This is a genomic window from Rhizobium sp. LjRoot254, from assembly GCF_964254105.1.
In the GTDB taxonomy this organism is placed as follows: domain Bacteria; phylum Pseudomonadota; class Alphaproteobacteria; order Rhizobiales; family Rhizobiaceae; genus Rhizobium_E.
Genome location: NZ_CAXUSM020000001.1, coordinates 5,370,783 through 5,389,634, shown reverse-complemented (window position 1 = coordinate 5,389,634; position 18,852 = coordinate 5,370,783). Strand labels below are relative to the sequence as shown.

The following is an 18,852-nucleotide window of genomic DNA, read 5'->3' as shown; positions in this document are numbered from 1 at the left end:
GAACCATCCGCCGCCCAAACTCATTGTTTCCAAGGCCCGCTTTGAGTCCGGGGCCAAGGAGTAGCGTCGTGGCACCAAGGGCAAACTGGAAGGGCTATCTCAAGCTCGGCGAACTGAACTGCGCGGTGGCGCTCTATACCGCCGCTTCGACCTCCGACCGCGTCTCCTTCCACATGGTCAACCGTCAGACCGGCAACCGCCTGAACCGCGAATTCGTCGACAGCGAAACCGGCAAGCCCGTCGAGCGCGACGAGCAGATCAAGGGCTACGAAGTCTCCGGCGGCGATTATGTGACGCTCGAACCCGAGGAGGTCGCAGCCGCCGTGCCCGAGAGCAACCGGATGCTGGAGATCGGCGATTTCGTGAACTGCAACGACATCGACGACGTCTTCTTCGACAAGCCCTATTACCTCGCCCCGGCCGACAAGCAGTCGAAGGAAGTCTACGCCCTCATCCGCGAGGGCCTCATGGCGAACAAGGTGGCCGCCATCGCGCAGACCGTCCTCTTCCGCCGCGTGCGTACCTTGCTGATCCAGCCGCATGGCGAGGGCCTGATCGCCTCGACCCTCCATTACGAATACGAGGTCCGGCCTGCCTCGGATGCTTTCAAGGACATGCCCAAGCTCAAGCTCGAACCCGAAATGCTTGAACTCGCGAGCCACATCATCGACACCAAGATGGGCAAGTTCGATCCCTCGGAATTCAACGACCGATATGACGCGGCACTCGCCGAACTGGTGAAGGCCAAGATCGAAGGCCGCGAGATCAAGAAGCCCAAACCAATCAAGGAAACCAAGCCCGCCGACCTGCTGGAAGCACTTCGCCGGAGTGCGAGCAGCAGCAAGCAGCCTGCCGCCAAACGCACCGCGAAATCCGGCGCCAAATCGCAGCCCATGCGGAAGGCGGGCTGACCCGTGGCGCTCGAAACCTATCACGCCAAGCGCGACTTTACCCGCACGGCCGAGCCGAAGGGCAAGATGCTGCGCGCGAAAGCCGGCCACAGTTTCGTCATCCAGAAACATGCTGCGACGCGGCTGCACTACGATTTCCGCCTGGAAATGGACGGCGTGCTGAAGAGCTGGGCCGTCACCCGAGGCCCGAGTCTGGTTGCCGGGGAGAAGCGCCTCGCTGTCCATGTCGAGGACCATCCGCTCGAATATGGCGGCTTCGAAGGCAACATCCCGAAGGGCGAATATGGCGGCGGCTCGGTCATCGTCTGGGATCGTGGGACATGGAAGCCAGTCGGCGATCCCGAACGTGGCTACAAGAAGGGCCATCTCGAATTTGAACTTGAAGGCGAGAAACTCGACGGCCGCTGGCACTTGATCCGCATGCATGGCAAGCCGCGCGAGAAACGCGAGAACTGGCTGCTGATCAAGGGCGAAGACGATGCGGCGCGCCCGGAGGATGCACCGGATATTCTCGATGAAATGCCGGAATCGGTTCTCACCGGCCGCGAGATCGAGGACCTTGAAGGCGAAGCGCCGGGCTGGTCCTCAAAGACCGGACGCATCAAGGGCGGCAAGGCAAAAGCTCTCGCAAAATCCAAGACGAAAGATTCACCGGAAGTGGAAGCCTCGCCCCCAGATATTGACCCGCTGAAGGTCAAAAAGGCGAAGAAGAGCACCCTTCCAGACTTCATCGAGCCGCAACTCGCAACGCTCTCCGCCAAGCCACCGATCGGCAAGCGCTGGATCCATGAGGTCAAGTTCGACGGCTACCGTCTGATCGCGCGGATCGAAGCCGGGCGTGTCAAGCTTCTGACCCGCAGTGGGCTCGACTGGACCAAGCGCTTCGGCAAATCGGTCGCCGAGGCCTTCGCCAATCTGCCGGTCGGCAAGGCAATGATCGATGGCGAACTGGTTGTCGAAACCGACGCCGGCAGCTCGGATTTCTCCGCCCTGCAGGCAGATCTCAGCGACGACCGCACCGATCGCTTCGTCTTCTATGCCTTCGACCTGCTGCATCTGGACGGCGCCGACCTGACGGCATCGCCACTGCTCGAACGTAAGGCGCTGCTGCGGAACCTGATCCCCGAGCGCGGGCTGATCCGCTACAGCGATCATTTCGATGAACAGGGCGGGCTGGTGCTCGAGCATGCCTGCCGGCTGTCGCTGGAGGGCATCGTCTCCAAGCTCGGTGATGCGCCCTATCGGCCGGGTCGCAGCAAGGACTGGCTGAAATCGAAATGCTCGTCGCGGCAGGAATTCGTCGTCGCCGGCTACGTGCCGTCGACGGCATTGCGAAACGCGATCGGCTCGCTGGTCATGGGAGTCTATGATGGCGCCAAGCTCGTGCATGTCGGCCGCGTCGGCACCGGCTATTCCGCCAAGATCGCCGGCGACCTGTTCAAGCAACTCGAACAGTCACGCATCGACAAGAGCCCGTTTGCCAAGAAATTGGAGTCCGAGGCGGCGCGTGGCGTGAAGTTCGTCGAACCCAAGCTTGTGGCGGAAGTCGAGTTTCGGGCATGGACAGCGGACGGCAATCTCAGGCATGCTGCCTTCCGCGGCCTCAGGGAGGACAAATTGGCAAAGGACGTAACCCGCGAATCCGGACCCGGCCAGAAGGTCGAGAAACCGCAGGCCCGCAAGGTCAAGCTCACTCATCCCGACCGGATCTACTGGCCCGATGCCGGCGTGACCAAGGAGGGTCTCGCCGACTATTACGCCGAAGTCTGGCCGAAGATCGCGCCCTTCATCACCGGCCGGCCGCTGGCTTTGCTGCGCAGTCCCGAGGGGATCGAGGGCCAATCTTTCTTCCAGAAACATGCCTGGCGCGGCATGAATAAGGAGATTGGGCTGTTCCAGGACCCGACCGACCCGCCGGACGAGAAGATCATCTTCATCGACGATCTCGACGGGCTGCTGGGCCTCGTCCAGTCCGCCGTGCTGGAAATCCATCCCTGGGGTTCGACGACGAAGGATCTCGAAAAGCCCGACACCATCATCATGGACCTCGACCCCGGCGACGACGTGTCCTGGGCGCGCGTGATCGAAGCGGCCCGCGACGTCAAACAGCGCCTTGAGGATGTCGGGCTCGCGGCCTTCGTGAAAACATCCGGCGGCAAGGGCCTGCATGTGGTGACGCCACTCAAGCCATCGGCCGGATGGGATGAAGTGAAAACCTTCGCCAAGGGCATCGCCGACGCCATGGCAGCGGATGAACCGGACAAATATGTCTCGACCATCACCAAGTCGAAACGAACCGGCAAGATCCTCATCGATTACCTGCGCAACGGCCGCAACAACACCGCTGTCGCAGCCTACTCGACAAGGGCACGCAAGGGTGCGCCGGTGTCGATGCCGCTCGATTGGGAAGAGCTGAACGAAGGCATTGGCCCGAACTATTTCACGGTGCTCAATGCGCCGCAACGGCTGGCGTCGCTGAAGAAGGATCCGTGGGAGAATTATAGGGCGTCAGCGAAGGTATTGCCGAAGGTTCCGGCTAAGAAGAAGTGAATGGTGTCAGCGTGTTACTCGCGATTCATCCCATCCCCGACGTCTTCCTCGGGCTTGTCCCGAGGATCTGGTGAGGGAAGATAGGCCCACCATCGTCGATTGCCTGATGAGCGTCACCAGATCCTCGGGACAAGCCCGAGGAAGACGCCGCGTGTGGGGTGAACGGCGAGCCAACCCGCTGGCGTCCAACACACCAAACTTCATCACTTCTTCTTGGCCAAACTCGCCTTCAGCGCATCCATGATGTTGATCACATTGCTGGGCTTGGCCTCTTCCGCCTTCGCCTTGACCGGACGGACCTTCCGGCCCTTCTTCTTCGCGGCAATGATGTCGAGGAGCTTGTCCTGGACAGGATCGTCGGCGATCGATCTGTCCCATTTCCGCGTCCGGGTCTTGATGAATTTCTTCATCAAAGCGAGTTGCGCGGATTCCGGCTTGCCGCCTTTGAGGCCCTCGAAATAATCGCCGGTGTCCCGAACCTCATCGCCATAGCGCAATGTCCAGAGGATGATCCCTTTGTCGCGCGGCTCCAGCATCACGGCGCGCTCGCGGCGATACATGACGAGACGGGAAATGCCGACGACATCATTGTCGGTCATCGCCTCGCGAATGACCGCGAATGCCTCCTCGCCGACCTTGTCGTCCGGCACAAGGTAATGTGGGGTGTCATACCACAGCCACTCGATTGAAGCCCTCGGCACGAACACATCGATATCGATGGTGCGGGTGCTCTCCAGTGCCACCGCCTCGATCTCGTCTTCCTCGAGAATGACGTAATCGTCCTCGCCGCGCGGATAGCCTCGCGCCTCGTCATCCTCATCGACGGGCTTTCGCGTGACGCTATCGACATAGCGGCTGACTACACGGTTGCCCGTCTTGCGGTTGATGGTGTGGAAGCGCACCTTTTCCGACTCGCTGGTGGCCGGCATCATCGCCACCGGGCAGGTGACGAGCGAGAGCTTGAGATAGCCTTTCCAATAGCTGCGCGGTGCCATGTGAAGATCCCCATGAATTCGAGATACGAACTTCCGCCACCTGGCTTTTGTTCCCCAGTCGGAACAACCTTCGGCACCCGTTGGTTACCGGGGCAAAGAGGACTAGATCATGCCGCCAAGGAAATATCCCGAAGCAGAGGATCGCAACGAGCCTGCCGTCCGCGATTCAGATACCGACCTGATCGATAGCGATCCTGAGATCAGGCGCGAGGATAAAATAACGCCTGACACCAACGCGAACCAGAAACCCAGAGAGCCCGGAGCCGAAGGCGGCGGCGCGCAAAACGAGTCGGTCGAAGGCTGATATCCTTCATTTGACTGTGGCGAAGCCACGCATTTGACCACAGCAGTGATTGAACATCGCCACGGGCAGGGTTAGAAGCACCCGGACCTGCTAATGATCGACTGCTAGAAACGATGACCATCTTCGCCGTGCGGCACCTCACCACCTACAGCTATCGCCGGAAGGTGCGTTTCGGCGAGCACCGGCTGATGTTCCGTCCGCGCGACAGCTACGACCAGCGTCTGCTGACCTCGAGCCTGGTCACCACGCCGGAGCCGGCCGATGTCAGATGGGTGCACGATGTCTTCGGCAACTGCGTTGCCAACGTGACCTTCGACAAGCCGGCCACCGAACTCAGGATCGAGACCCACATAAGGCTCGAGCACACGCCAGACATTCCGCTCGATCTCAAGATCGACGACCAGGCGCTGCATTATCCCTTCACCTACGATACGCTTGAGATGCCGGATCTCGAACGGCTGATCGTGCGGCAATATCCCGATGCCGCCGATCACGTCGGCCACTGGGCAAAACAGTTCGTCAAGGTCGGCCATCCCACCGATACCGGTCATCTGCTGATGACCATGTGCTATTCCGTCCGCGAGAGCTTTGCCTATCAACGGCGCCAGGGGCGCGGCACGCAATTGCCCATCGAGACGCTGGAATTGCGCAGCGGCACCTGCCGCGATTTTGCACTGCTGATGATGGAGGCTGCCCGTTCGCTCGGCATGGCGACACGTTTTGTCTCCGGCTACATCTTCGTACCCGCCCGCGATGGCTCGATCACTCTCGGCGGCGGTTCGACCCACGCCTGGTGCCAGATCTACCTGCCCGGCGCAGGCTGGGTGGAGTTCGATCCGACCAATGGCATTGTCGGCAGCCGCGACCTGATCCGCGTCGCCGTGGCCCGCGACCCCCGCCAGGCGATCCCGCTTTCCGGCAGTTACGACGGCAAGGCCGAAGACTATCGTGACATGTCGGTGCAGGTGAATGTGATCCGCGAAGAGCCGGATGAAAGCAAGCCAAACGGCGCACGCAGCATGGAACTTGCCGGCGGTCTCGCGAGTTAGCAGGATGACGCGGCCACGCCGTCCGACCTAACGCACGGAAAGATTCCATGAAGATACGCGCCGGTTTCAGGCTCGGCTATGAATGTGTTCAGCCGACGCCGATGTTGCTCGTGCTCAACATTCATCCCTCGCGCCGGATCGATCTGCTGACGGAGCAGGTGCTGAATTTCTCGCCGCCGATAGAGGCGTGGAACTATACCGATGGCTTCGGCAATGCCTGCAGCCGCATCGTGGCGCCCCCAGGCTTGCTCGAAATCACCACCGAATTCGAGATCTACGATTCGGGCCTGCCCGATCCCGTGCCGGAGGGCGCGATGGAGCATCCGATCCAGGACCTGCCGGATGATGTGCTGGTCTTCCTTCTCGGCAGCCGCTACTGCGACACCGAGAAGCTCAGCGATTTTGCCTGGGCGCAGTTCGGCGGCACGGAACCGGGCTGGCCGCGCGTCAAGGCAATCGTCGATTTCGTGCACGATCATATCGCCTTCGACTACCAGAACGCCGACCTGCTCCGCACCGCGCATGGCGGCTATACCGACAAGACCGGCGTCTGTCGCGACTTTGCGCATCTGGCGATCACGCTCTGCCGCTGCATGAATATTCCCGCCCGCTACTGCACAGGCTATCTCGGCGATATCGGCGTGCCGAGAGACCCGGCACCGATGGACTTTTCCGCCTGGTTCGAAGTCTATCTCAGCGGTCACTGGCACACGCTCGACGCACGGCACAACAGGCCTCGCATCGGCCGTATACTGATGGCGACGGGACGCGACGCCACCGACGTTGCGCTCTCGACGAATTTCGGTCCAACCATATTGAAGACGTTCGAAGTCGTGACCGAAGAAGTGCCGCATGGCGAGGCGGAACTCGCGCATGGCTGAACCGGAATATTAGCGAAAATATATCTGCGACACCATCACCGTCGCAAAAATCCATCGTAGACGTTGCATTTCCCGGCGAATTGGTGAAAGCTCCCGATATTGCATTGCTTCGGGGGTTGCGATGTTCCTGATAAAATACAAGCTCGTGGATCTTTCCGGCAACGTTGTCGAGGAAGAAATCCTGCCTGAAATCTTCGAGACGCCGGCGGAATGCGACGTGCTGATCGAACGCATCTCGTCGCGCTACGGCATGAGCGCCTACGATATCCACGAGGATCGCTGGTGGGCGCGCGAATCGCACATTTACGATGAAACCCACTATTGGTGGCGGGCTCCGATCATGGATATCCGCGACGAGAATGTCCGCAGGACCGACCGTAACTGACCGGTCCCTTCGGAACAAATTCGCGTCGTGGGCGTTCTGTAGTGTTTTGAGAAAGGAACGCCATGCGAGACATTCCCTGGAGCAAACCCGTTCGTATCAAGCTGCCCTATGGCATGCAGCGCAACGTCGAAGGGCCGGTCGCCGCCCTCGATCTTCTCGATCGGGAATGGCCAGCCCGCCAGGGCCGCCACTATGAAGCCGCTCGGTCCGTCTGCCGCGCAGCACTCGAGCGCATGACGTCCGCCGAAGCAGCCCGTGAGATTTTCATCTCGGCCTCGATCGAAGCGGCGGTTGCGGTCCACTAGCTTTTGCCTTACCCATTTCAGGCGGGTCAAACAGGTCTCGCCTGAATATTTAGCATGAGGCGAAACATGAACCCGCATGAAATGGAAGCACGCCTCAACGCACACCGCGAAGTGCTCATCACACTCCTGACGGCGCTGGTCCATGACGAGCGCTACGCCGACATTTTCGACGAACTGCACCGCGACACCCAGTTCATGGATGGCGAAGAGGATCCCGGCATCGTGCCAAGCAAGGCGTTCGCCTCGGAAACCCATGCCGCTGACGAAATCCGCCGGCTGCTCGAAGCCGCCCGCACGCGCAGCAAGGCCCGCTGAGCGCGCGATACCGCACCGGAACAATTCCACCTGAAGCCGGTTAAGTCCTCTCATATTCCAAGAGAGGACTCCAGCCATGGCACAACAACGAAAAGCCCGCCCTGACACCGACGCGGTGACCGCAAAGCAGCGCGATATCCAGCGCGAGGTGAAAAAGGCGGACGAGCAGAACAACGAGAAATCCGGCGGCGCGATGCAGGCCGGCGCGCGGAAATATCCCGAACCGCCATTTCCCAAGCAGCACCAGCCCAAGCCGGGCATGGAGCGCGCCCTCGACCCGCCGCCGATGTTCGATGCTCCCTTCTACAAGGGCTCGGAGAAGCTGAAGGACAAGGTGGCGATCATCACCGGCGGCGATTCGGGCATCGGCCGCGCCGTGGCGATCCTGTTCGCCCGCGAAGGCGCCGATGTGGTGATCTGCCATATCGACGAGGATCAGGACGCGCGCGACACCAAGGCCGCGGTCGAGGCGGAGGGTCGCCAATGCCTTGTCAGCAAGGGCGACGTCAGCGACCCCGCCTATTGCAGGGACGCCGTGGATGCGGCACTCAAAGCCTTCGGCAAGATCGATATCCTCGTCAACAATGCCGCCTTTCAGGTCCATGCCCCCGGTATCGAGGATCTCACGATCGAGCATTTCGACCTGACGCTGAAAACCAATCTCTATGGCTATTTCCTGATGGCACAGGCTGTGATCCCGCATCTGAAGAACGGTTCGGCGATCATCAATACCGGTTCGGTCACCGGCATCGACGGCTCGAAGGAACTGCTGGACTATTCGATGACCAAGGGCGGCATCCACGCCTTTACCCGTTCCCTCGGGGCGAGCCTCGTGCCGCGTGGCATCCGGGTCAATTGCGTAGCACCGGGTCCGGTGTGGACGCCGCTCAACCCATCGGACAAGGAGGCCGATAGGGTCGCGCAGTTCGGTTCGAAGGTGCCGATGAAGCGGCCCGCCCAGCCCGAAGAACTGGCACCGGCTTACGTCTTCCTCGCCTCCGAACAGATGTCGAGCTACATAACGGGCGAAATCCTGCCCATCGTCGGCGGTTACTAAGCCGGCGAACAATCGCCCGACAAAACGCCGCCGGCTTTCACCGCCGGCGTTTCATGTCTGGTCACTTCGGCAGCGCATAGGCGATGACATAGTCACCTGGCTTGGTTCCGACCGATCCATGCCCGCCCGCCACGATCAGCACGATCTGCCGGTTGTCAGCATCGAGATAGGTCATCGGCGTCGCCTGGCCGCCGGCGGGAAGCCGTCCGCGCCAGAGCTCACGACCCGTCTTCAGGTCATAAGCGCGGAGATAATCGTCCACCGCTGCACCCAGGAATGCCACGCCGCCCCGCGTGATGATCGGACCGCCAATGCCGGGTACCCCGACCTTGAACGGCAGCGGCAATGGCGTCATGTCCTGGACGGTGCCGTTGACACGCTTGTAGGCGATCTTGCCGGTCTTGAGATCCGCGGCCGCGACATAACCCCATGGCGGCGCCTGGCAGGGAATTTTCAGTGGCCCGAGGAACGGCCCCATATAGACGCCGTACGGCGCGCCGTCATTGCGGTTGAGACCTTGTTCCGATCCCTTCTCGTCCTGCCCCTTCGGCGGAACGTCGGCACGCGGCACAAGGCGTGAGGTGAAGGCGAGATAGGTCGGCATGCCGAACATCACCTGCCGCTCGGGATCGACCGCGACCGAGCCCCAGTTGAAGGTACCGAAATTGCCGGGATAGACGAGCGTGCCCTGGAGCGATGGCGGCGTATAGCGGCCTTCGTATTTGAGCTTGTGGAAATCGATCCGGCACATGAGCTGGTCGAACATGGTGACGCCCCACATGTCCTTTTCCTCGATCGGCCTCGGCATGAAGGTGAGGTCGGAGACCGGCTGGGTCTTTGCGGTGAAATCGCCCTCGATGGCACCTCCGGGAGCAGGGACTTCCTTGACCGGAATGATCGGCTCGCCGGTGCGCCGATCGAGAACGTAGATATCGCCCTGCTTGGTCGCACCGACCAGCGCCGGCACGGTGGTCCCATCGGCCCCGGTCAGGTCGAGCAGCGCGGGCTGCGCCGGCACGTCCATATCCCAGAGATCGTGATGCACAGTCTGCCGCACCCAGCGGTCCTGCCCGGTATTGATGTCGAGCGCCACGATGGAGGACGAATACTTCTCGACATTTTCGCTGCGGCCGATGCCGATCTGGTCCGGCACCTGGTTGCCGAGCGGGATATAGACAAGGCCGAGCGCCTCATCGACCGAGAACACCGACCAACTGTTGGGCGAATTGGTGACGTAGTGCTCGTCCGGCCCGATCGGCATGGTCTTTGCCGGATTGCCCGAGTCCCAGTTCCAGATCAGAGCGCCGGTATGCACATCGAAGGCACGGATGACGCCGGATTGTTCTGTCGTGGAATAATTGTCGTTGACCGCCCCGCCGATGATGATCTTGCCGGCAACGATGACAGGCGGAGACGTCGAGTAATAATAGCCCGCCGGCTTGTGCAGCATGCCCGTTTCGAGATGCAGCATGCCCTTGTCGGCGAAACTTTCACAGACGGTGCCCTTGTCCGCGTCGAGCGCGATCAGTCGCGCATCGGATGTCGGCAGATAGACGCGCTCGGCGCAGGCGGAGCCTGCCGCCGCTGCGGAATCCTTGTAATAGGTAACACCCCGGCAGGTCTGGTGCTGACGGTCCTTGTTCATCCCGGAATTTGAATCGTATTTCCAGATCTGCTTGCCCGTCGTCGCATCGAGCGCGATGGCCCAGTTGTGCGGCGTGCAGAGAAACAGCCGGTTGCCGATCTTGATCGGCGTGACTTGGTAGGTCGTCTCGCCGACATCGTCCTTCAGCTTGACGTCCCCGGTCTGGAATCGCCAGGTCTCTTTCAGCCCGGCAACATTCGCTGGCGTGATCTGGTCGAGCGGTGACCAGCGCTGGCCGAGCGGCGTGCGTCCGTACTGATGCCATTCTCCATCGGGCACGGCCGATGTGGCGGCAGTCTTCGTGGTCGCATCCGGCAACTCGCCCGAGAGATCGTGCGGATCCTGGAACATCGCGTAGCCCGCGACGACAATTGCAACAAGCACGGGCACCGCGACCGGCCAGGCAGCAGCACCACGTCGCTGATCAACCGCGTCCATCGGCCCCAGCGGACGCCTGACCCATGGAAGCAGCAGCCAGATGCCGAGAAGGACGATGACGCCGCCGCGCGGACCGAGTTGCCACCAGTCGAAACCGATCTCCCACACCGCCCATACGAGCGACAGCAGGATGACGAGCCCGTAGACACTCAGCGCCAGGGGTCGGCGCATGGCCAACAGCACTGCGGTGAGCAGAAAGCCCAATCCGGCAACCAGGTAATAAGGGCTGCCGCCGAGCGAGACGAGATAGCCGCCTCCGGCGGCCAGCGCGAGACCGATCAGGCCGAAGATGATCCAGGTAATCGTGAGAAGTATCATTTGAAGCACCCGCTAGATTCTGGAAAGAACAGGGATATTTCGCTGTAACATACTGATCGGGCGTGCAGTTCCGCACAATCGTGCGGCGTGCCAACCGATCGCTGCTATGATAGCGTGATTCGCTCGGGGAATCTGCCGTCGATGGGTAACAAGCTGTGGTCAGTGCGGGCCGATTGGCATCCGCTGCTTGCGGCGGCCGTGCGGGAATGCTGATATTGCGCGGACGACGATCGGGGGCGAAATGAAAAAACGGCTGTTTGCGGTGGCCCTCACCGCGCTGATACCGGCGATAGGCATGCTTGCCTATAACGAATTCTGGTATCGCCAGCAGCGCGACGCGGAAGTGCGCCTGCAGATGCTTCAGACCTCCCGGCAGGTCGCCTCCGAAATCGACCGGATTCTCGAGGGGACAAGGAGCGTGCTGATCGCGAGTTCGGTGATCCCGAGCGTCGCCGAGGTGGAAGCGCAGGCATGCCACGATGCCCTCAACGAGATCGCCGTCCAGGTTCCGTCCATCGGCAATATCGCGGTGGCTGACGTCAACGGCAAGATCGTCTGCGACAGCCTGTCCAATCCGCTCGGATCGGACATCTCCGATCGGGACTTCTTCAAGGAGGCCATCAAGAACAACACCTTCGCGATCGGTGGCTTCACAAAGGGACGGCGGTCGGGCATCGAGGTCCTTCCCGTGGCGCGTTCCCTCTGGCACAAGGGCGTGCTCAAGGGCGTCATCCTCACGGGCATCAAGCTGCAATGGCTGCAGGAGCGAATCCAGGAGCGCGGCACGCCAAAGAGCGGCATCGTGGCCATCGTCGATCGCCAGGGGACGATCCTGGTGCGGACGCCAACGCAGCCCGGCATTGTCGGCTCGAAGATGGGCGACGCATACATGTATCTTCTCGATGCAAAGGCACCCGGCACAAGGGAGGTCATGAGCCGGGATGGCTTGGTGAGAATTGTCGGATATCAGCCTCCCACCGACGAGACGCCACTTTATATCTCAGCGGGCATTGCCAAGGACACGGTCTTCGAGGGAATCAACCGGGCCACATGGACCGCCATCATGCTGATTGCCATCGGCGGCATCGCATCGGCATTTGCGGCCGTTTTCGTGGGCAACCGTTTCATTCTCAGGCCGATCCAGAAGGTCGTCTCGGTTCTCGAACGCTGGGCCGGCGGCGACATTACTGCGCGGACGGGCATGCACGGGCGTCAGGGCGAGGTGGGCCAGGTCGGCGCCTCAGTGGACAATCTTCTCGACGAACTCAATCGCAGGCGCCTGCGCGCCGAGGACGCGGAAGGCGCGCGTGGCTTCCTCACCCGCGAACTCTCCCACCGCGTCAAGAACACGCTGTCCGTGGTCCAGGCCATCGCACGCCAGACATTCGGCCGGATCGTGCCGCCGGAAGCACTCGAGACCTATTCGCTCAGGGTCCGCGCCCTGGCTGGCGCCTACGACACGCTGTTGGCCGAGGATTGGGAGAGTGGCGATATCCACGATGTCGTAGCGCGCGCAATCAGCCCCCATCACGATGCCAACGACGACCACTTCAAGGTCGAGGGGCCCGATATCTCGCTGCCGCCGCAGGCCGTGATCGCCCTGACCCTGGTCATCCACGAACTCGCGACCAATGCGGCGAAATATGGCGCACTCAGCAATTTCGCCGGCTACGTGAGCATCACCTGGTCGAACGATGACAATGGGATATCACTGGAATGGCGCGAGCACGACGGGCCTGCCGTCTCTATACCCGAGAAAGAAGGCTTCGGCACCAAGGTCATCACCCGCGCTTTCCCGCCCGAGTACCAGCCGGACGTCAAGTTCGACTACCGGCCGGAGGGCCTGCATTTCACGCTTCGTTTCAAGCCGGTCTGCCCGGAAAAGCACGAAGCGGTGTCAGACGATGCCACCGCCTGATCCGGTGACCGCAGGCCGCTCGTCGCCCACCTTTTTACGGTAGCCGGAGGCGCGATAGGCCGCGACCGGATTGATCGCACCGCCCTGCTCCAGCCGCGCCATCGCGAGGATCGGCCCGACATCGGTGCGGAAGGCACGCTTCAGCGTTTCGTAAGCCAGCAAAGCATCGCCGCCTTCCTGATATTCGCTCAGCGCCTTGCGATCCACGATCAGCGCCTGCGCATAGGCGCGGCAGACTTCCATCGCCGAGGTCATCAGGCTCTCGATCGGATCGGTGACGTTATGTGACTGGTCCAGCATGTGTGCTGGATTGAAGCCCTCGACGTTGGAAAGCTCCGCATCCGCCAGTTCGTTGAAGACGAGGAACAGGCGATAGGGGTCGATCGAACCCGTATCGAGGTCGTCGTCACCATATTTCGAATCGTTGAAATGGAAGCCGCCGAGTTTCCTGAACTGGATCAGCCGCGCGACGATCATCTCGATATTGACGTTCGGCGCGTGATGCCCGAGATCGACAAGGCAATAGGCCTTTGGACCGAGTTCCGTTGCGATCAGGTAATTGCTGCCCCAATCCTGCACGACCGTCGAATAGAAGGCCGGCTCGTACATCTTGTGCTCGGAGAAGATCCGCCAGTCGTCGGGCAGGTGCTTGTAGACGGACTTCATCGCCTCGAGATAGCGCTCGAAGGCGCGGGTGAAATTGCTCTGGCCGGGGAAGTTCGAGCCATCGCCGATCCACACCGTCAGCGCCTTGGACCCAAGTTGCTGGCCGATCTCGATACATTCGATATTGTGGTCCACCGCCTGCTGTCGCGTCGCCCGGTCGGCATGGGAGAGCGAGCCATACTTGTAGGAAAGCCGCTGCTGCGGCTGGTCCTGGAAGGTATTCGAATTCATCGCATCGAAACCGAGGCCGAGATCATCCCCCTTCTGCTTGAGCTCCGAAATATCTGCGACCTTGTCCCACGGAATATGCAGTGAGACGGTCGGTGTCGCGCGGGTCAATTCCTGGATGACGGCGCAATCCTCCATCTTGTCGAAGATATGCCGCGGCTCGCCCTGGCCGGGAAAACGCGCGAACCGCGTACCGCCGGTGCCGACGCCCCATGACGGCACCGCCACGCCATAGGCCGCGACCTTGTTCTTCACCCAGTCGATATCGATGCCACGCCGCGAAAGCACTTCGCCGAGATGGGCGTAGTCGGCTTTCAGCGCCGCGAGCGCCTTGTCGTTCGACGCGTCGACGACGCTTTTGGAAATCATGGTCATGGTTTTCCTCCCCAAAATTCTGGCCTGCGGCACCCCCCTCATCCGGCCCTATGGGCCACCTTCTCCCCGCTGGGGAGAAGAGGGAGTGCGCGGCGCATTCCTCATTCTCAATTGACGCCGCGATCTCGACGCTAGATTTTGGCTGGTCGGTTCATCAAGCAACCTCTTCTCCCCAGCGGGGAGAAGGTGGCCGAGGGCCGGATGAGGGGGCTTCCCCGCCCCTCTACCGGTCGTGACTTTTACCGCGTAAACGCCTGCGCATTCCCCGCATCGACATTCAGAATATTCCCCGTCGACTTCGCCGAAGCCGGGGATGCAAAGAAATAAATCCCCTCCGCAATATCCTCCGGAAACACCGAGAGTTTCAGCATCGATCGTGCGCGATAGTGTTCCTCAAGATCGTCCGTCGACATCTTGTAGGCCGCCGCCCGCTGTTCCTTCCATTCGCCGGTCCAGATCTTGGAGCCGCGCAGCACCGCATCAGGATTGACCGTATTGACGCGAATACCCTTTTCCGCGCCTTCGAGCGCCAGGCAACGGGCGAGATGGATCTCCGCTGCCTTGCCCGTGCAATAGGCAGCCGCATTCGGTGAGGCAGCAAGACCGTTCTTGGATGCCACGAACACGATATTGCCGCCGATCTTCTGCGTTTCGAACACCCGGAACGCTTCGCGCGACACCAGGAAATAGCCCTTGGCCAGGATGTCCATGTTCTTGTCCCACAGCGCCAGCGTCGTCTCCGCGATGGGCGCGGAGGAAGCCAGCCCGGCATTCGAGACAAGGATATCCAGACCGCCGAACTCCGTCAGCGCGTAGGCAAAACCATCGATGACTTCCTGCTCGCTGGTGACGTTGATCATCGCGGGTCGAACCTGGTCGGCGCCATAGCGCTTGGAGAAATCCGCCACTGCAGCTTCGAGCGCCGTCTGGTCGATATCGGCAAGCACCACGCAGGCACCCTCACGCAGGAAGCGCTCGGCCGTCGCCCGGCCGATACCGCCGGCGCCGCCAGTGATCAGCGCGACCTTGCCGGCCAGCGTCTTCGGCTTCGGCATGCGGCTCAGCTTGGCTTCCTCGAGCAGCCAGTATTCGATGTCGAAGGCCTCCTGTTCCGGCAAGCCCATATAGGTCGAAACGGAGGACGAGCCGCGCATGACATTGATCGCGTTGACATAGAACTCGCCCGAGATGCGCGCCGTCGCCTTGTCCTTGGCAAAGGTGATCATGCCGACGCCGGGCACGAGATAGACCACCGCGTTGGGATCGCGGATCGCGGGGGAATTGTCCCGCTTGCAGCGCTCGTAATAGACCTTGTAGCCCTCGCGATATTCGGCGACGGCCGCTTCGAGCCCGGCAAGCGTCTTTTCGATATCGGGATTGGACGGGTCGAAATCGACGACCAGTGGCCGGATCTTGGTGCGCAGGAAATGGTCGGGGCAGGAGGTGCCGAGTGCCGCAAGCGGATCGAGATTGTTGGACGAAACGAATTCCAGCACTGCCGCGCTGTCGTCGAAATGGCCGGCTTTGGATTCCGACGCCGAGATCATGCCGCGGATGACGGGCATCAACCGGCCGGCTATTTCTCGGCGTTGATCCTCTTGCAGTGGCGTATATTTGACGCCGCCGAACACGGGGCCGGTGATCTTGCCCTCGAACCAGGCGATCGCCTTGTTGATGATCTCGATCGTGGTGAGGTAGCTTTCCTCGGCCGTATCGCCCCAAGTGAACAGGCCATGGCTTTCGAGCACCACGCCGCGCGCAGTGGGGTTCTCGGCGCAATATTTCGACAGCCACAGGCCGAGCTCGAAGCCCGGCCGCTTCCACGGCAGCCATCCGATCTCGCCGCCGAAGATCTCTTGTGTCAATTCCTTCGAGTTCTTCGACGCGGCAATCGCGATGACCGCATCGGGATGCATGTGATCGACATGAACGCGCGGCACATAGGCATGCAGCGGCGTATCGATCGAGGCGGCGCGCGGATTGAGATTGAAGGTGCAATGGGTGAGATAATCCACCATCTCGTCTTCGAATTCGACGCCGCGATAGATGTTTTTCAGCGCATTCAGCTTGCTCATGTAGAGCGTCGCGAAGCCATCGCGCTTGATCGTGCCGACATCGCCGCCCGAACCCTTGACCCAGAGAACCTCGACCTGCTCACCGGTCAGCGGATCCTTCTCCATCACCTTGGCCGAGGTATTGCCGCCGCCGTAATTGGTGATGCGCTTGTCGGAACCGAGCAGGTTCGAACGATAGATCAGGCGCTCCGGCTCGCTCATCGCGTCCGCCCTGGTCTTGTCCCACAGGTTTTCGAGGCGGTTCGCAGAACCGTCCTCTGGTCGCGCGCCGCCGCTCTCTGCGCTCATATCGGTCTCCTCCCGGAAGCTTGCCGCACCTTTGGCACGGTGAAATGTTTCGTGCTCAAATCACACGGAAGCCGGAGCGTTGTCAATCATAAACGATCAAATTCCGTCATATTGCAGCGCACAATGAAATAATATGATCAAACATGATTGACACTGCGCGGAAATGATGGAAGCATGAAAAGCATGGGAGGGACCATGCACGAGAAAGAACGCCACAGGATCATCGTATCAGCGGTACAGGAAAAACCTGTCGTGACCGTGCCCGAACTGGTGGAATTGACCGACAGTTCGGAAGCGACGATCCGGCGCGATATCGCCGCCCTTCACGTGCAGAAAAAGCTCCGCCGGGTGCGCGGTGGCGCCGAGGCGCTTCACCCACCGCAGTTCGTCGGCCTTGCCGGCCGGCCATTCTCGGTCAGCGAAAATATCAATTCCCGCCAGAAGCAGCAGATCGCCCGCGAGGCGGTGGCGCTCTGCGAGGATGGCGACGCGATCATCATCAATGGTGGAACCACGACGTTCCAGATGGTGCATTTCCTGGTCAACCGCCGCATGCAGGTCTTCACAAATTCATTCCCGATCGCCGAGCACCTGATCAAGCATTCCAAGAACACCGTGATGGTGTCGGGCGGCGTGATCTATCGCGAGCAGAGCGTCATCCTCTCGCCCTTCGACAATGACGTGACGCGCAATTTCTATGCGCACCGCATGTTCATGGGCGCCCAGGGCCTAGGACCGCTCGGCCTGATGGAGACCGACCCGCTGCTGATCCAGGCAGAACAGAAGCTCATCGACCAGGCCGACGACCTGATCGTGCTGGTCGATTCATCCAAATTCAGCAAGCGATCCAGCCTCATCCTCTGCGGATTGAAGCGGATCGCCACCGTCATCACAGATTCCGGCATCGAGGACAGACATGCCGCGATGCTCGAAAGCGCCGGCGTGAAACTGATCGTCGCCGGCAAGGAGGAAACTGCAATCGAGAAATCTTCGGCCATTTCCTGAGGAGGGAAAGCCGGAGGCAAGTCAAACCCCAGGGAGGAAATCATGGGAATTCTGAAGAAACTGCTCGTGACTGCCGCAATCACCACCGCGCTCATGTCGGGCGTGGCGCATGCGGAGACCAAGAAGATCGCGCTGGTCGTCAAGGCGCTCGGCATCGGCTTCTTCGACGCCGCCAACAAGGGCGCCCAGGAAGCGGCCAAGGAGCTCGGTGACGTCGAGATCATCTATACCGGCCCGACGACCACGACCGCTGAAGGCCAGATCGAAGTCATCAACTCGCTGATCGCCCAGAAGGTCGATGCGATCGCCGTCTCCGCCAACGATGCCGACGCGCTGGTTCCCGCGCTGAAGAAGGCCATGGATCGCGGCATCAAGGTCATTTCGTGGGATTCGGGCGTCGCCAAGGACGGCCGCATGCTGCACCTCAACCCCTCGTCCAACCCCCTGATCGGCAACATGATCATCAAGCTCGCTGCCGACAACCTGCCTGAAGGCGGTGACGTGGCCGTGCTTTCGGCCTCCGCAACGGCGACCAACCAGAACACCTGGATTGCCGAGATGAACAAGGTGCTGCCGAACTACAAGGGCATCAACGTCGTCGCTACCGTCTATGGCGACGACCTCGCCGACAAGTCCTATCGCGAAACGCAGGGCCTGATCCAGAAGTACCCGAACCTCAAGGCGATCATCGCACCGACCTCGGTCGGCATCGTGGCGGCCGCGCAGGCTGTCGAAGACGGAGGCAAGGTCGGCCAGATCAACGTCACCGGCCTCGGCCTTCCCTCGGAAATGGCTGGTCATGTGAAGGCCGGCTCGTCCAAGTCCTTCGCGATCTGGAACCCGATCGACCTCGGCTATTCCGCTGCCATGCTGTCTTACCAGTTGATCAACGGTGCCGAAGCCAAGCCGGGCGCAGAGATCAAGATGGGCCGCATGGGCTCGCTGAAGCTCGATGACAACCTCGAAGGCGCGATGTCCGACCCGTTCGTCTATGACGCCAAGAACGTGGACGAATTCGCCAAGATCTTCTGATTTTTTTAATGCGGTGGCCCGGAGTGAATGTCGGGCCACCTTTTCGTTCCAAAAAACACCCCCCTCTGCCCTGCCGGGCATCTCCCCCACAAGGGGGGAGAATGGATGGAGC

16 protein-coding genes are annotated in these 18,852 nt (G+C 61.0%); 12 read left to right on the top strand and 4 right to left on the bottom strand.

Annotated features, from left to right (window positions below):
• Positions 1-68 precede the first annotated feature (68 nt).
• Both ACSQ26_RS26620 and ligD read left to right on the top strand, forming a co-directional pair.
• Complete coding sequence (locus tag ACSQ26_RS26620) at positions 69-911, top strand: Ku protein (protein WP_436014306.1); 843 nt, start codon at positions 69-71, stop codon at positions 909-911.
• A gap of 3 nt (positions 912-914) precedes the next feature.
• Positions 915-3,461 (top strand): DNA ligase D, encoded by a 2,547-nt coding sequence (gene ligD / locus ACSQ26_RS26615; RefSeq protein WP_436014304.1) that lies wholly within the window; start codon positions 915-917, stop codon positions 3,459-3,461.
• Positions 3,462-3,664: 203 nt separating this feature from the next.
• Here ligD and ACSQ26_RS26610 read toward each other — a convergent pair whose 3' ends face one another.
• On the bottom strand, positions 3,665-4,456 hold the full coding sequence (locus ACSQ26_RS26610; protein WP_436014302.1) for a Ku protein: 792 nt from the start codon (positions 4,454-4,456) through the stop codon (positions 3,665-3,667).
• A gap of 109 nt (positions 4,457-4,565) precedes the next feature.
• Between ACSQ26_RS26610 and ACSQ26_RS26605 the strand changes: the two genes are divergently transcribed.
• The 7 genes from ACSQ26_RS26605 to ACSQ26_RS26575 all read left to right on the top strand — a co-directional run bounded on the left by ACSQ26_RS26605 (position 4,566) and on the right by ACSQ26_RS26575 (position 8,752).
• Positions 4,566-4,760: a hypothetical protein gene (locus ACSQ26_RS26605; protein ID WP_436014298.1), complete on the top strand. Its 195-nt coding sequence runs from the start codon at positions 4,566-4,568 to the stop codon at positions 4,758-4,760.
• A gap of 113 nt (positions 4,761-4,873) precedes the next feature.
• The gene (locus ACSQ26_RS26600) at positions 4,874-5,809 is read left to right on the top strand and encodes a transglutaminase family protein (protein WP_436014296.1); all 936 of its coding nucleotides are present in this window, start codon (positions 4,874-4,876) and stop codon (positions 5,807-5,809) included.
• Between the two features lie 47 nt (positions 5,810-5,856).
• Complete coding sequence (locus tag ACSQ26_RS26595) at positions 5,857-6,690, top strand: transglutaminase-like domain-containing protein (protein WP_436014294.1); 834 nt, start codon at positions 5,857-5,859, stop codon at positions 6,688-6,690.
• Between the two features lie 121 nt (positions 6,691-6,811).
• The gene (locus ACSQ26_RS26590) at positions 6,812-7,075 is read left to right on the top strand and encodes a hypothetical protein (RefSeq protein WP_436014292.1); all 264 of its coding nucleotides are present in this window, start codon (positions 6,812-6,814) and stop codon (positions 7,073-7,075) included.
• Between the two features lie 62 nt (positions 7,076-7,137).
• Positions 7,138-7,380, top strand: coding sequence for a DUF982 domain-containing protein (locus ACSQ26_RS26585; RefSeq protein WP_436014290.1), 243 nt, complete (start codon positions 7,138-7,140; stop codon positions 7,378-7,380).
• Positions 7,381-7,446: 66 nt separating this feature from the next.
• On the top strand, positions 7,447-7,695 hold the full coding sequence (locus ACSQ26_RS26580; protein ID WP_436014288.1) for a hypothetical protein: 249 nt from the start codon (positions 7,447-7,449) through the stop codon (positions 7,693-7,695).
• Positions 7,696-7,771: 76 nt separating this feature from the next.
• Complete coding sequence (locus ACSQ26_RS26575; protein ID WP_436014286.1) at positions 7,772-8,752, top strand: SDR family oxidoreductase; 981 nt, start codon at positions 7,772-7,774, stop codon at positions 8,750-8,752.
• Between the two features lie 61 nt (positions 8,753-8,813).
• Here ACSQ26_RS26575 and ACSQ26_RS26570 read toward each other — a convergent pair whose 3' ends face one another.
• Positions 8,814-11,153 carry a glucose/quinate/shikimate family membrane-bound PQQ-dependent dehydrogenase gene (locus ACSQ26_RS26570; RefSeq protein WP_436014284.1) on the bottom strand — a complete coding sequence of 780 codons (2,340 nt, stop codon included), beginning with the start codon at positions 11,151-11,153 and terminating at the stop codon, positions 8,814-8,816.
• Positions 11,154-11,394: 241 nt separating this feature from the next.
• On the opposite strand from ACSQ26_RS26570, the gene ACSQ26_RS26565 reads away from it, so the two are divergent.
• A complete protein-coding gene (locus ACSQ26_RS26565; RefSeq protein WP_436014282.1) occupies positions 11,395-13,071 on the top strand; it encodes a sensor histidine kinase in 1,677 nt (558 codons plus the stop codon).
• Here the strand turns inward: ACSQ26_RS26565 and rhaI are convergent.
• Positions 13,051-14,340, bottom strand: coding sequence for an L-rhamnose catabolism isomerase (gene rhaI / locus ACSQ26_RS26560; RefSeq protein WP_436014280.1), 1,290 nt, complete (start codon positions 14,338-14,340; stop codon positions 13,051-13,053). The genes ACSQ26_RS26565 and rhaI overlap by 21 nt on opposite strands.
• 239 nt (positions 14,341-14,579) lie before the next feature.
• The gene (locus ACSQ26_RS26555) at positions 14,580-16,703 is read right to left on the bottom strand and encodes a bifunctional rhamnulose-1-phosphate aldolase/short-chain dehydrogenase (protein ID WP_436014278.1); all 2,124 of its coding nucleotides are present in this window, start codon (positions 16,701-16,703) and stop codon (positions 14,580-14,582) included.
• Positions 16,704-16,898: 195 nt separating this feature from the next.
• Between ACSQ26_RS26555 and ACSQ26_RS26550 the strand changes: the two genes are divergently transcribed.
• Positions 16,899-17,708, top strand: coding sequence for a DeoR/GlpR family DNA-binding transcription regulator (locus tag ACSQ26_RS26550; protein WP_436014276.1), 810 nt, complete (start codon positions 16,899-16,901; stop codon positions 17,706-17,708).
• Positions 17,709-17,750: 42 nt separating this feature from the next.
• Positions 17,751-18,740, top strand: a complete 990-nt coding sequence (gene rhaS / locus ACSQ26_RS26545; RefSeq protein WP_436014274.1) for a rhamnose ABC transporter substrate-binding protein — start codon at positions 17,751-17,753, stop codon at positions 18,738-18,740.
• The last annotated feature ends 112 nt before the right edge of the window (positions 18,741-18,852 follow it).